The organism is uncultured Sphingomonas sp. (genome assembly GCF_934560975.1).
Classification (GTDB): domain Bacteria; phylum Pseudomonadota; class Alphaproteobacteria; order Sphingomonadales; family Sphingomonadaceae; genus Sphingomonas_I.
The window spans coordinates 394,532-409,382 of sequence record NZ_CAKTFO010000001.1; the positions used below are offsets into that span (position 1 = coordinate 394,532).

General features: G+C 65.1%; 2 protein-coding genes and 2 pseudogenes. 3 read left to right on the plus strand and 1 reads right to left on the minus strand.

From position 1 onward, the window contains the following. The first annotated feature begins 8 nt into the window (after positions 1 to 8). The 3 genes and pseudogenes from Q0D93_RS01930 (at position 9) to Q0D93_RS01940 (ending at position 13,280) form a co-directional block, all read left to right on the plus strand. Positions 9 to 12,119 (plus strand): hemagglutinin repeat-containing protein, encoded by a 12,111-nt coding sequence (locus Q0D93_RS01930; protein ID WP_294390626.1) that lies wholly within the window; start codon positions 9 to 11, stop codon positions 12,117 to 12,119. A 2-nt stretch (positions 12,120 to 12,121) separates the two neighbouring features. Further along, the gene (imm45, locus tag Q0D93_RS01935) at positions 12,122 to 12,499 is read left to right on the plus strand and encodes an Imm45 family immunity protein (RefSeq protein ID WP_294390629.1); all 378 of its coding nucleotides are present in this window, start codon (positions 12,122 to 12,124) and stop codon (positions 12,497 to 12,499) included. A gap of 73 nt (positions 12,500 to 12,572) precedes the next feature. After that, positions 12,573 to 13,280 (plus strand): annotated as a pseudogene (locus Q0D93_RS01940) (IS6 family transposase). A gap of 909 nt (positions 13,281 to 14,189) precedes the next feature. Here the strand turns inward: Q0D93_RS01940 and Q0D93_RS01945 are convergent. Continuing rightward, positions 14,190 to 14,780, minus strand: a pseudogene (locus Q0D93_RS01945) (transposase); the annotation flags it as partial. Between the last annotated feature and the right edge of the window lie 71 nt (positions 14,781 to 14,851).

Genomic DNA, 14,851 nt, shown 5'->3' on the forward strand with positions numbered 1-14,851 from the left:
TCCGGTCCATGCCTGCGCGCCGCGCCCTCTCCGGCACGGCGCTTTCGCCGCTCAGCCCGGCTTCCGCTGCCAACTCCGCTTCCCTCGGCCTGCCGCGGTGCGGCGGCAATCGTGCGCTCCATGGCGCGTTGATCCTCGCGCTGCTCAGCGGATCGTTGCCGGCCTCGGCCCAGACCGTGGCGCCATCATCGGTAGTGCCAGTGGCGGCGCCACAGGGGCCGGCGGTAGGCGTCGCCGCCAATGGTACGCCGATCGTCAAGATCGCCGCGCCCAATGCCACGGGGCTCAGCCACAATCGCTACACCGATCTCAACGTCGATGGCCGTGGCCTGATCCTTAACAACAGCAACAAGATCGTCCAGACCCAGCTTGGCGGCTATGTCGACGGCAATGGCAATCTGAAGTATAGCGGCCCGGCCTCCATCATCCTGAACGAGGTGGTCGGATCCAACCGCTCGACGCTTTCCGGCTATGTCGAGGTCGCCGGCCAGGCGGCGCAGGTGATCGTCGCCAATAGCAATGGCATCAGCTGCAGCGCCTGCGGGTTCATCAACACGCGCTGGGCGACGCTCGCCACCGGTACGCCGAAAATCGGTCCCGATGGCAGCCTCACCGGCTTTGCCGTGGAGCGCGGCACGCTCTCCGTCGACGGGGCGGGGCTGGATGCTTCGGGCATGCGGCTGGACCTGCTGGCGCGCGCGATCGAGGTGAATGCCGGCATCTGGGCCGACCGGGTCAACGCCAGCGCGGGTGTCGCGGATGTGACGATCGGCGCAACGCGGGCGGACGAGATCCGTATCATCCCGCGTGCGTCCGATACAGCCGGCAATGCGGCCGAGCCGGCACGGCGCTTCGCGCTGGACGTAGCGGCGCTGGGCGGCATGTATGCCCGATCGATCCGCCTGATCGGCACCGAGGCGGGCCTTGGCGTGCGCGTCGACGGCAATCTCGCCAGTATCGACCAGGATTTCGTGCTGACCTCCGCCGGTGCCATCCGGCTGGCGGGCAAGGTGACCGCCGCGACCAATGCCACCATCCAGTCCGGCGGCGCCATTGAGATTCCCGGCACCTTTTATGCGGGTCAGTCGCTCCAGCTTGCCGGCAGCGGTACCACCATTGTCTCCGGGATTGCGGGGGCGGGCCAGGCGCTGGCAATCGACAGCGGGGAACTGCGCTCCACCGGCACGCTCGCCGCAGGTCTTGGCCAGGACGGCAATTTCGGCAGCAGCGGCAGCCTGCGCCTGACCAGTTCCGGTACCACAATACTTTCTGGCCAGACGCTGTCCGCCGGATCCGCCCACCTCTCCGCCGCCACGCTCGATCTGACCGGGGGGCTGGTGCAGGCGGCCACCACCAGCCTCGCGGCCGACCGGTTCAGCCAGGCAAGTGCCGGGCGGCTGCTCGTCGCCGGCACCCTGGGGCTGCGTACCGGTAGCGGCATCAATGCCGGCCTGATCCAGGCTGGTCCGCTGGGCCTTTCCGGCGGCGACTTCGCCAATGGCGGGACGATCGCTTCCGGCGACGCCTTACGGCTCTCGCTGACCGGCACGCTCGCCAATCACGGCATAATACAATCTTCGCGCGACCTCGATGCGATGGCCGGCGGCATCAACAATGATGGCGGCACCATCGCCGACCTTTCCGACGGCACGCTGCTTCTGGTGGCGCAGGGCCGGGTCTCCAGCCGCGGTGGCACCATCGGCGGCAATGGCCAACTGGTGCTGAATGCGGCCGCGCTGGACGTGGGCGGGCAAGGCCGGCTCAGCGCGGTCGGCCGCCTTTACGCCGATGTGCGCGGCGCGATCCAGTCCGATGACGGGCTCATTGCCAGCGGTGCCGATATGGCGCTCGACTTCGGGAGCCTCACCGGCCCGCGCACCGCGCTTTCCGCGGGCGGCGGCGCCATCCTAAGCGGCGGCGCGCTCGCGATGCAGGACGGCCGGATCGCCGCCAGCGGGCTCGACATCGCCGTCGTCACCGCGGACCTGGCGGGCGCGAAGCTGGAGCAGTCCGGATATACCGCAGCCTCCATCCTCGCCGGCACCAGCCTGGATCTGAGTCGTGCCGAGCTTGGCGCCAATGGCCGCGATCTCACCATCCGCGCCGGCATGCTCACCGCGTCGGACGCGCGCATCGACCATGCCGGCGCGGGCAGGGTTACCCTCCAGGCGGACAAGCTCGCTGCCGCCCGCGCGGGTATCGCCACCGCCGGCACGCTCGACCTGGCGGTGGCCGGAGCGGCGATCGTGCCTGGCGCCAGCATCGCCGCCAACGGCGACGCGGCGGTGCGCGCCGCCATGCTGGACCTAAGCGGCGAGGGCGCGCGGCTCACCGCCGCCGGCATGCTGTCGTTGCAGGTTGCGGGCGATCTAGCGGCGGACAAGGCGCTGATCGCCAGCGGCGGGAACATGGATCTCCGCATCGGCGGTAACATCAATGCCCATGCGCTCGCGCTTTCTTCCACGGCGAAGCTGGCGCTCCACGGCGGCGACATGGTGCTGAACGGCGCCAGTCTCGCCGCCGATAATCTTTCGGTCGAGGCGCGTTCCGTCGCGCTTCGTGGCGGCAACATTACCCAGAGCGGCACGGCCGGCATGCGGCTGGACGTCTCCGACATCTTGGACCTGACCGACGCTCGGCTGCACGCCAATGCCGAAGGGGCTGAGATCGGCGCCGGCATCCTCTACCACGACCGCGCCATCCTCCAGCATAGCGGCACCGGCACGCTGGACCTTTCGGCGCGAGATGTGCTGGCCAATGATGGCGGCCTGATCGCGACCAACGGCATGCTGCGGCTTTCCGCCGGCAGCGTCTCCAACCTGGTCGGCCAGATCAGCAGCCAAGGAGATATGGACGCGGTGGTCCGCGGAGCGATCGTCAATGGCGGCGGCAATATGCTGGCAGGCGGGCATCTGGTGCTGGCCGGCGGCGACGTCGCCAATGCCAGGGGCACGATCGAAGCCGCCGGCAGCGTTTCCGCAACGCTTGCTTCGCTGAGCGGCGCTGCCGGCGCCATCAAATCGACGGGATCAAGGCTCGAACTCGTGGCGAGCGGCGCGGTCGACGCGCGCGGCGGCGTGGTCGGTGCCACCGGTGCCGCCACCGTCTTCGCCGGATCGATCGACGTCGGCCGCGACGGGCTGCTCTTCAGCGGCACCACACTCTATGTCAACGCCGGCGCCGGGGGTATTCGCGCGGACCAGTCCGGCCTGATCTCCGGCACCTATGTCATGCTGCGTTCCGGCGGCGCGATCGACCTGACCGCCGGCGCGCTGCAGGCGGCAAGATCACTGACCGTTACCGCGGCCGGCACGCTGATCGTCGACCAGGGCCATATCGTCGCCGATCGCTTTGCAATCGATACAGCCAGTCTGTCCAACGTGGACGGGCGCATCGCCGCTACCGGTGCCGGCGCAAGCCGCATCGTCGTCGGTGGCGTCGCAGTCAATGACGGCGGTATCATCCAGGCCAACGGCGGCGACCTCACCCTGTCTGCGGTCAGCCTCGCCAATGGCAGCGGCACTATCGCCCATGCCGGTGCCGGCACGCTCCAGCTGACGGCGGCCGAGGTGATCTCCAGCAGCGGCAGCATCGCCACCAATGGCGCACTGCGGCTGAATGCGGACAGCCTTACCAACTCTGGCACGCTGTCGGCACTTGGCATGGCCAACATCAAGGTCGCCGGCGCGATTACCAATCGCGCGGGGCTAATCGCCAGCGGTGCCGGGCTGAACCTGGCTGCAGGCAGACTGGAAAACGGCATCGGCATGAGCGCCGCCGGCACCTCCAATGTCAGCGGTAGCATCGTCGCCAGTGGCAATGGTGCGATGACCGTAACCGTTGATGGCGCCGTCGCCAGCCGAGGTGGCATTATCGGCGGCAATGGCGCGGTAACAGTCACCGCCCGTTCGATCGACCTTGGCGGCGAGGGTCAGCTGAGCGCTAAAGGCGCGCTCGCCGTCACCACTACCGGTGGCGATCTACGGACCGACCAAGGCGGTTTGGTCGCCGCGGGCGGCGTCATGACGCTCGCCGTAGCTGGCAACATCAATGCTTCCGCCGCCGGCGCAATCGAGTCGGCCGGGCGGACGACGATCGCCGCTACGGCGGTGGACCTGACCGGCGGCAGCCTGGTTGCCGACGAGCTCGAGATGGCGCTGACCGGCGATCTTATGGTGGGCACGGCCGCCCGGCTGGTGCAGACAAACAGCGCAGGCCTATTTTCGCTTACCGCCGACGCCATCCGCCTGGACAAGGGCGCGATCGAGGTCAACGCTGCGAACGCGAGCCTCGCCGCCGCCCTGCTCGACAACCAGGCGGGCGATCTGCTGCACCATGGTGACGGGCTGGTCACACTCGACATCGGCAGGGTGACCAATAACGGCCAGATCGCGGGCAATGGTGCCCTGGCGCTAACCGGCACCAGCCTCACCAACCGCGCCACGATCAGCGCCGTTGGCGACGCCGCGATCCGCCTCACTCAGGCGCTCGACAACAGCCAGGGCAAGCTGCTCGCCAGCGGCCGCGTGGATCTCGCCGCTGATTCAATCGACAATCGCGCTGGTACTATCTCCGGCACCACCGGACTAGCGATCGATGCCGCGAGCCTGCTGAACGGGGCCGCGGGCCAGCTGCTGGCCGGCGATTTCACCACCAGCACCGATCGCAGCGTTCTCCGTCTGACCCTCGGCGGCGAGCTTCAGGGCGCCGGCGGCTTGGTCGCCGCTACCGGCCAGGCGGAGGCCGGTGCCACCGACATCGATCTAGGTAGCGGCGGCCGGATCACCGGCGACATCGTGAAAGCCACCGCGGCCGCCGGCGATTTCCTCGCAAAGGGCGGAACGATCGACGGGCGGCTGGTGACGCTCACCACTGGCGGTACGCTTTCCATCGCTGCCGATGGCCTGATCCAGGCCGATGCACTGACCCTTTCCGCCGCGACGTTGGACAGCAGCGCAGGCACGCTGATCGCTGGCTCACTTGCCGCTACGCTGGGCGGCATCGTCAATCGTGGCGGCACTATCTCGGTCACCGCCACGGACCCGCTCGTTCTGCAGGTCAGCGGTGCGCTCAACAATGGCGCGGATGGGCTGATCCAGACCAACGCGCGCGACTTTACTCTGAGGGCGGCCAGCATCGCCAATGACGGTGGCACCATCGCCCATGCCGGCTCGGGACTGCTGACGGTGGCGAGCACGGGGGCACTCGCGAATGGCGGCGGTACAATCGCCGGCAATGGCGCGCTGCAGCTGGATGCGGCGAGCCTCGCCAATGCCGGCGGCAGCATCACCGCGGCGGGTAGCGGCACCGTCACCGCCGTTGGCACAATCGGCAATGGTGGCGGCACCATAGCCGCGGGCGCCGGCCTCACTCTCGGCGCGTCTGCGATCGATGATCAGGGCGGCATCCTCTCGGCCGGAGGCGCGCTCTCCGCGACCGCCGGCAGCCTCGACAATCGCGGCGGCGCGCTTGTGAACGGCAGCGGCACGATGACGCTGGCGCTGGGCTCGTTCAGCAATGGCAGCGCCGGCGGCCGCGCTGGCCTGGTCAGCGCTGGCGGCGCCCTGTCGCTCAGCGCGTCCTCGGTCGACAATGGCGGCGAGATTTCCGCCGACAGTGCCATTACCGCCCGTCTCTCCGGCGCCTTCGCTAATGCCGGCGGCGAGCTTACCGCCGGATCCGGCCTAGCGTTGGAGGCGGCAAGCTTCGCCAATGGCGGCGGGCTGGTCAACGGCGGCGGCGCCATCGGCCTCACCATCGGCGGCGCGCTCGACAATGGGAGCGGCAGCATCGGCGGCCCCGGCGCGCTGACGCTTAGCGCCGACAGCATCAGCAATGGTGGCACGCTCGCCAGCGGCGGCCCAATGTATTTCACCGCCACCGGCGGCATCGTCAATAGCGGCGCGATCTGGTCCGACGCGGACGGCACGCTCAACGCCAGCGAGGTGCGAAATAGCGGCAGCATCGGCACCGGCGGCCATCTCACGGTCAACGCGCCGCTGATCCAGAGCGGTGCCGGCGTGTTCGAGGGCAAAAGCGGGGTGACGCTCGTCTTTGATGGCGGCCCTACGGCGGGCGAGACCGGAGGCGGCACCGAAATCGGCGATGTCGGGTCGGACGGTAATATCACGCTCAGCTTCGCAGGTGACTGGACCAACGAGGCGGGCAAGTTCCAGTCGGGCGGTGATGTGACCATTCACACCGGCGGCGCCTTCACCAATCAGGGCACGATCGAGGCGACCGGCACCGCCACGCTTTCGTCGAGCGGAAACTTCCTCAACGATGCCGGCGGGCGGATTACCGCCAACAACCTCAATCTCACCGCCAGCGGCATGCTGACCAATGGCGGTACGATCGAGGCGCTCCAGGCGACGATCGGCGCCGATGAACTGGCCAATCTGGCCGGCGGCCAGATCAAGGGCGACGCACTCACGCTCACCACCACCGGCCTGCTCGACAATGCCGGCCTGATCAGCGGCGGCAACGGATCGCAGGCGGCTACGCTGATCAGCGCCGGCGGCATCGCCAACAGCGGCAAGATTTATGGCAATAGCCTGACCCTCACCACGCCGGGAAATCTCAGCAACAGCGGCACCATCGCGTCGCGCGCCGGCTTGCTGGCGATCCGCGCTGGCGGCAATTTCGGCAACAGCGGCACGATGCTGGCGATGGGCGATCTGGAGATTAGCGGCGGCGGGGGCAGCGGTACGCGCGCGGCGTTGATCCGCAACGAGGGCGGGCTGATCCAGGCGCAAGGCAACATCCTGCTGCAGGCGGGCTCGGTGGTGAACAACCGTCCCAATCTGACAACCACTACGGAGACTTATACCGAAGACTCGTACAGCCAGGCGCCGACCAGTGTCGGTGGCAACGGCGCGGTTCTTTTTGCCGAATATCATGACGAGGGCACGAAAACGGTGCTTGTAGCAGATTCCGTCGCTGGCCGGATCATCGCGGGCGGCTCGATCGCCATTGGCGCGGATAGCCTCGACAATCTCTACAGCCAGATTGCTGCCGGCGGCAGCTTCAGCTTCAACAGCAGCGGCATCGCGTCCACCGAGGCGGACTTCAGCCGCGACGGCCTGGTCAACCGGGGGCTGACGGGAACAAAGACCGTGTTGCGAACCGGCACTGAGGAGGTTTGGTTCGGTTGCCCGGCTGGATGCGATACGCGCACCCGTACGATCGCGCCAACAACGGTGACCGAGAGCTTTGTCATCGCCCCAGCCTCGATCACCGCCGGCGCGGTGCTGACGATCGATGCCGGCACGATCAGCAACGATTGGCGGAATGGCGTCGGCCAGCCATCCAGTCCGGGCGGCGACAACAGTGGCGGCGGCTCCGGTGGCGGCACGACCACGCCGGGCACCGGCACCGGCACCGACATCGGCATCGGCCCGCAGCCAGGCAATGTCTCACCAACCCCTTACCCAGCGGGCAGCCAGACAGCGTTCGAGCCTGCCAACCCCAACAATGTCGGCGGCGCCGCGGGCGGCACACCGCGGGATGGAGTTACGGGCGTCGGCCCGCTGGGCAGCAGCGCAGCGGCGACCGCGCAGGCATCCGGCCGCACGCTGGCTGATGGTTCGATCGCCAGCGGTCGTGCGGGTGATGGCACCACCAATGTGACGCTGGGCAGCTCCAGCTGGGGCAAGCTTGGCAATGCCGCTGCCGTTTCCAGCAGCTGGTCAGCGATGGTCGCCGCGGCCGGCGGCGCGGGATCGCTGGGCCAACTGGTCGGCGTGTCGGCGGCGACCGCCTCCACTTTCCGCCTGCCCATGGGGGGACTGTTCGGCGTAGCGCAGCCGGGCAAGGGCTATGTGATCGAGACCGATCCGGCGTTCACCGACGCCGCCACTTATCTTTCCAGCGACTATTTTCTGGCTAAGCTCGGCTATGATCCGGGCCGGGTGCAGCAGCGTCTCGCCGATGCAATGGCCGAGCAGCAGCTGATCACCCAGCAGCTGCTGGCGCTGACCGGGCGCAACCTGCTGTCAAGTTACGCCAGCGCCGAGCAGCAATATCGCGCGCTGCTGGATGCGGGTGCGGCCTATGCCCAGCGCTTCAGCCTCGGCCTCGGCATCGGGCTGTCGTCCGAGCAGATGGCCACGCTGACCAGCGACATCGTGCTGCTGGTGGAGGTGACGGTGCAGACGCCGGCCGGCCCGCAAAAGGCACTGGCACCGGTGCTATACCTCGCCAGGGTCCATGCCGGCGATCTGTCGTCGACCGGCGCGTTGATTGCGGGCGACACGCTGACGATCCGCTCGGCGGGCGCGCTGACCAATTCCGGCACCATCCGCGCGGTCACCGCCAGCGACATCCGCGCCGGCGGCAGTCTCACCAACAGCGGCAATATCCAGGGCGGCAGCCTCAGCCGGATCGAGGCTGTGGGCGACCTGATCAACCGCGGCGGCAGCATTTCCGGCGGCAATTTGACGGTGACGGCGGGCCGCGACCTGATCGTTGAGACGACCACCCAGCGGGTGGCTACGGCGTGGCAGACGCCGACCCGCGGCGGTGCGACGACGGCGACGATTGTGGACCGTACCGGCTCGATCACCGCCACCGGCAGCCTGGTGGTCTCCGCCGGCCGCGACGTTGCGGTGACCGCCGGAACGATCTCAGCCAGCGGCAATGCTGCCATCAGCGCCGGGCGTGACATCAGCCTGGCGCCGGTGGCGGTGACCAGCAGCGACAGCGAGAGCTACAAGCAGGGCAAGAGGAGCAGCAGCGCCACTACCACGACGCTGGCCAACATCGGCAGCAGCCTTACGTCCGGCGGCGGCATGACCGTTTCGGCCGGTCGAGACCTGACGGTGGCAGGATCAAGCATCGCTGCCGACGGCAAGCTTGCGGCGGCGGCAGGACGTGACCTGTCCGTTATCGGGGTGATCAACCAGAGTGCTGCCAGCGCGGCGGGCAAAACCAAGAAGTCCAGCCGCAACGAGACGAGCAGCGACCAGACGGTCGTCGGAGGCAGCCTCTCGGGTGGCGCGGGTGTCATGGCCGGTGCCGGCAATGTGCTGACCATCAAGGGCAGCAACCTCGTCAGCAAGGATGGCGCGGTGACGCTCTCCGGCGTGCAGGGCGTGAGCATCGGCACGATCGCCGAGGTCGACAGCGGCAGCCTGGATGCGAGGAAGAAAAAACCCGGCCTGCTGAGCTCTAAGAAGACCACCACCCATGACGCGTGGGACAGCTCCACCGCGGTCGGCTCGACCGTGTCGGGCGACACGGTGGCCATCATCAGCGGTGCCGGCAGCGTAGGCATCAGCGGCTCCAACGTTCTAGCGTCCAACGGCATCACCATTGGCGCGGCCAAGGACGTCAGCATCGGCGGGGCGGAAAACACCTCGCATCAGGAGCATAGCGACGCTGTCAAGAAGTCCGGCATCAGCATTGGTAGCAGCGGGCTGTTCGCCGGCGTAGCAAAAGGCTCGAACGGCAGCACCACCGATGCGGTGAGCCACAGCGGTTCGTTTGTCGGCGCCGAGGCCGGTAATCTCAGCATCAAGGCCGGAAACACCGCCACGCTGAGCGGATCGAGCCTGGTGGCACCTGGCACGCTGACGGTGCACGGACAGGACGTCAAGGTGGAGACCGTCACCGATATGGTGACGTCAACCTCTCAGACCAGATCCTCGTCGACCGGCCTGTCGGTCAAGCTCTACGAGAATGTCACGGGCGCGGTAAAGACGGTGGTGGGCACTGCCGACCGGATCGGCGAAGGCGGGCAGGGTGCCGCCGGCACCGCGATCACCACCGCGTCGGAAGTGACCCGCTCCGTCGGCTCGGTGCTGGGTGCGGTGACCAACGCCGCCGGCATCGCCGTCAGCGTCGGCACCTCGAAGAGCAGTGCGTCCGGCAAAAGCCGGATCAGCGAATCCGTTGGTTCGACCATCGTCGGCGGCGACGTGGCACTGGTGGCTGGCCGTGATCTGAGCGTGAGAGGCTCCGAGATGAGCGCCAGGGATGACCTGGCGCTGGCCGCCGGCCGCGACATCACGATCGAGTCCGCGCAGAACAGTGCGGACAGCGAGAGCCGTAACAAGGACTCCGGCTTCGGCATGGGAGTTAATCTCGGCGTCGGCATTGCCGGCGGCGTGACCGCCTCCGGTTCTGTTAATGTCAGCGCCAGCAAGGGCCACTCTGCCAGCAGCGCGACCACCCAATCGAACAGCCATGTCACGGCCGGCGGCACGCTGGTGATCGCCTCGGGTAACGACACGAAGCTTGCCGGCGCCGTGGCGACCGGCCGGGACGTGATCGTCGATGTAGGCGGCGACCTGATGGTGCAAAGCCGGCAGGACACATCCACCGGATCGAGCAGCAGGGGCGGGCTGAGCGCCGGACTATCACTATCGGCCGGCGCTACCGATGGGCCGAATGGGGTCGCGGCGGGCCAAAGCCAGGCCGGCGGCAATTTCGGTGTGTCGGTAGGCAAGGGCTTGTCCGATAGCGCCGTCGTTACCGAGCAGACCGGCATGATCGCCAAGGGTGGCACGCTGGACGCCAGCGTCGGCGGCACCACCACCCTGGTCGGCGGCATGCTGGCGGCGGTGGACGGACAGGGCAAGGACAGCGGTAAGCTGGACTTGGTCACCAACCGGATGGAGGTGAGTGACGTCACCGACACGGCCAAGTCGAAGGACATTTCGCTCGGCGTCTCGGCCAACATCAACGACATGGCGGAGAAAGGCATCAAGGGCGCTAGCAGCCTGGTGATCGACGGCAGCTATGCTAGCTCCAACTTCGCCCGAGAGACCCGCGGCACCATAGGCCAGGGCAAGGTCACCGTCGGCGACACTAGCAACGGCACGGCGTTGGCCCAGGTCAATCGCGACGTCGCCAAGGCACGGGAGGTGACGAAAGACAAGCAGAACGGGCTTACCGTCTATGCCGATGAGGCCGCGATCCGCGAGACCGCCGGGCTGGCGACCGGCGACTTCAACAACAGCGTCATCGCGGGTGCGGTGAGCGACCTCGCCAAGGATCCGCTAGCGGCGGTGAAGGATGCCGCTAAGGAGATCCGTTCGCTGGGCGACGGAAAGACCGACAACGGCGCGCTGGACACGCTTGCGGATCGTGTGGACAGCATCATGCCCGGCTATATCGAGCGCAAAGCTTCCTCCCAGACGGAAGGCATGAAGAAGGCTCTTGTCGAAAAGGGCTATACGCCGGAGCAGATCGCCGAGGTCGTGCAGCGGATGGCGGACAAAGATGTCCCGACGCTATCGGCAAAGCTGGAATGGGAGCTTAACCAGGCGGGCCGCGAGTTCCAGCTTCCGCCGCAGCGTCAGGCGCAGCTGCGGGCCGAGATCGAGGCATTCATCAAGACAGGCGACACCTCAGCCGGCTCGGCAAAGGCGCTGGAGAGCCGGATGCAGGCAATTGTCGAACCGGACATCACCATTACCGGGCAACGCACATCCTCCTATGCGCGGATTGCCAGGGCCGCGGTCAACACCGTCGAAGCGGTGGGCGAAACGGTCAATACAGCACCGGCGTGGATGAAGACAGCTTTCGGCGTAGCCACGACGGCAATGGGTGGTTTGAGCGGCATTGTCACGTCCACCACGCTGCAGCTAAGCGGCATCGGAGAGAAGCTGGAGCAGGGCAAGGAGATCGTCACTGTCGGCTCTGACGCTGTCCTGCGTGGCAACGGATTTGATCGGGTTTACGCGGAGAATCAGGAAAAGAGCTCGGAGAATCCTACCTACAATCAGACCACCGGGATCGGGGTGGTCGCGGATGCAACGCTTGCTGCCGTTGGTGGCGCACGGATCGTCAATGCAGCAGAAAAGATACTTCCATCACCCCCGCCGCAGCTTTCGGAGATACTCCGGAAAACTCCTACTACGGAGTACCAGGCTGTTATTCTAACAAAGTGGCGTGAGTGGGCTAATGAGAATGGATTGAAGAAAGATAATGTGGTCTCGAGGAAAAATCCTTCTCGGGAAATTTACCGCCTAAGCTCAGGAGGCTATCTGTCTATTGACAAGCTTCATGGGACAACAGAAATATACGACAAAAAAGGGGTTCACAAAGGTGAAATCACGGAAGATGGAACACTGGAAAATATTGATAGGTCCGGCAGGCATGACATAAGGATATAATTATGTATTCTGGACCGGCTCAGTGGCAGAGGCTATCAGAGGTAGATAACAACTATAGATACTCAAGAGGATCGTTGTTTTTATTCAAGGCAGAGTGGCCTTTTGAAGAGTTCGTTCAGTTTGTTCTAGTGGTAGATGGGACAACATACAGGTTTGTGTCTCTGACGGGCTACAAGAGCGGTCACATTTATAGCTATCTTCCTGGGGATGAGGAGGGATTTGGCATTCCGGGTTTAGCTGGTATTCGAGCTGGCTGGCTGAAAGAAAATTGGAATAAATGGGTTTATCCGGACGGAAACATAGAGGATGTGTATGCGGTGGATGGCTATCCGGTGCCAAAATATCCGCCAAGTGTTGGTGTGGATATAGCGGATATTTAAAGCGGATTAGGTGTTTGATCGGCACTGTCAAAGCAACTGGCGGAGCGGGGCCGGGGCTTGCTAGCCTGCTGGCATGAGCAAGGCCGGGAACCCGTTTCGCTATTTCAATTCGTCTCCGGAGGTGATCCGGCTGGTAGTGATGATGTACGTGCGGTTTCCACTCTCCCTGCGGAACGTGGAAGACCTGCTCTTCGAACGTGGAATCGACATCTGCCATGAGACCGTCAGACTGTGGTGGAACCGGTTTGGTCCACTGTTTGCCGCCGACATCCGCCGCCAGCGTGTAAGCCGCATGCGTGGTTTCCGCCACTGGCGGTAGCATCTGGACGAAATGTACGTGAAGATTGGCGGCGAGATGCGCTACCTCTGGCGAGCGGTCGATCATGAAGGCGAGGTGCTGGAGAGTTATATCACCACCACATGCGACAAGGCAGCGGCGCTCAGGTTTATGAAGAAGGCGCTCAAGCGCCATGGCGCGCCCGCGAGGATCACCACAGACGGTCTGCGCTCGTACAAGGCTGCGATGGATGAGCTCGGCAATACCGAGAAGCAGGAGGTCGCCCGCTACGCCAATAACCGGGCGGAAAACTCGCACCTGCCGTTTCGACGACGAGAGCGGGCGATGCTCCGGTTCAGGCAGATGAAGACCCTACAAAAGTTCGCCTCGGTCCACGCCAACGTCCACAACCACTTCAGCCTCGAACGTCACCTGATCGATCGCCAGACCTACCGCGAACGCCGCTCAGCCGCCTTGGCTGAGTGGAAGATCCTCGTGGCCTGAGGCGATGCTACCAAGCCAGAGATGTGCCTGTCAGAGACGAGTTAGACTTTGACTGACAGCACCGCCATAAGCTTCTCTAAGCTCTTCAAAAGCCTCGAGAATTGCAGGAGGGGCAGCTCTCCGTCAACAATCCGCCCAACATGTGAATCTTGCTTGTGGCGCGATGACTTGGGCGCGTTTCTGTGATCAGATACCGTTGCGCAGCAACGCCGTACGCGTGCAAAATGATTGCAGAGGTTTGAAGTGGTTGCGGAGAAGCAGGTTCACTCGCCTTCAACTCTGGAATGACGCAGTCGAACAAGTTACACCCTGACCAGAAAATGACCGTGAGAGGTATGGCATTTACTTGACCCCCTACGAATCGCTGATCCTTACGGAGCTTTCGACACCAGAAGGTCGGGCCTTGAAGACCGCCTTCCGGGGCGCCCTGGCGTTTGGGACCGATATTGGCCTCACCCGCGACGAAAACCAGGACCGCCTCATTGTACTTCGCACCACGAACAGCGGGTCGATGCCTAACACCCTTTACGCGGCAGTAGCCGACGGGATGGGCGGAATGGCTGACGGTTCCGCCTGCGCGCAGCTAGCACTCGCCTCTTTCGCCGACTATTTGATAAACAATCCCGGCGAGCCGCTTGGCGCACGATTAGAACATGCAGCATTACACTCTGATCAGCGAGTGCATTCTCGCTTTGGAGGACGTGGCGGGGCAACGTTAAGCGCTGTGGCAGTGCCAGCAGAAGGCATTAGCCTAGCATTACAGTTGCGTTCTTGATCGGATATGCGCCCGCTGAGCGGTGGCTTGATGAACGCGTCGCCAGCATGACCATGCGATGACGTGGCGGGGTTCGATCCGGCGTTGAGCGAGCCTGACGACGATGCGTCTGATCTCCTGAATGGACCAGCGGATCAGGTTCGTGACCTCGTCCGGGTTCTTTTTGGGGGTGTGGCATTGGCGCGGGTGCGAATGGCCGCCAGCATCGCGAAGGCGAGCATGACGAGCGAGACGTGCCTGTGCCAGCCATGCCAGGAGCGGGTCTCGTTGTGGTCAAGGCCGAGTTCGTTCTTTGCAGTCTCGAAGCTATCCTCGATGGCCCAGCGATGCCCTTCCACGCCGACAAGGGTTTCGATGGTCGTGCCGGCCGGGCACCAGGTAGTGAAGAAGGCCAGATCGCCGTCAGTGACATGGCGGCGGATCAACAGGCCCTTGGTCCATGCGCCGGATGCGCCCTCGGCGTATTCGTCGGCGGCGAGGTCGGCGAGTTCGAAGTAGGCCCAGTCATGCAGTCTGGCACCTTTGGTGCCCTGGCCTGCAGACAGACGGTGCCATGCAGCCGGATCGAGGTCGTTTGCGATCTCCACCGCAGTACCTGCAACTACCGGCTTGTCTCCCCACGAGCCGAACCGATGGTCGCCCTTCACCCCAAGCACATAGCCCTTGCCGGCGCACCGCAGCGCCTGCTCGATGTCGCCAACGCCGTAAACCGCATCCGCCGTGACGTGACCCCCGTTTATTCATCCAGTTGGAACTAGAAACCGGCCCTTCGAAGGGACGGACGGAATGAAGCGGA

What these genes read in the sequence shown, in the direction of transcription:
- Q0D93_RS01930 (WP_294390626.1), top strand. Translation starts at nt 9, where the DNA reads ATGCCTGCGCGCCGCGCCCTCTCCGGCACGGCGCTTTCGCCGCTCAGC.
- imm45 (WP_294390629.1), top strand. Translation starts at nt 12,122, where the DNA reads ATGTATTCTGGACCGGCTCAGTGGCAGAGGCTATCAGAGGTAGATAAC.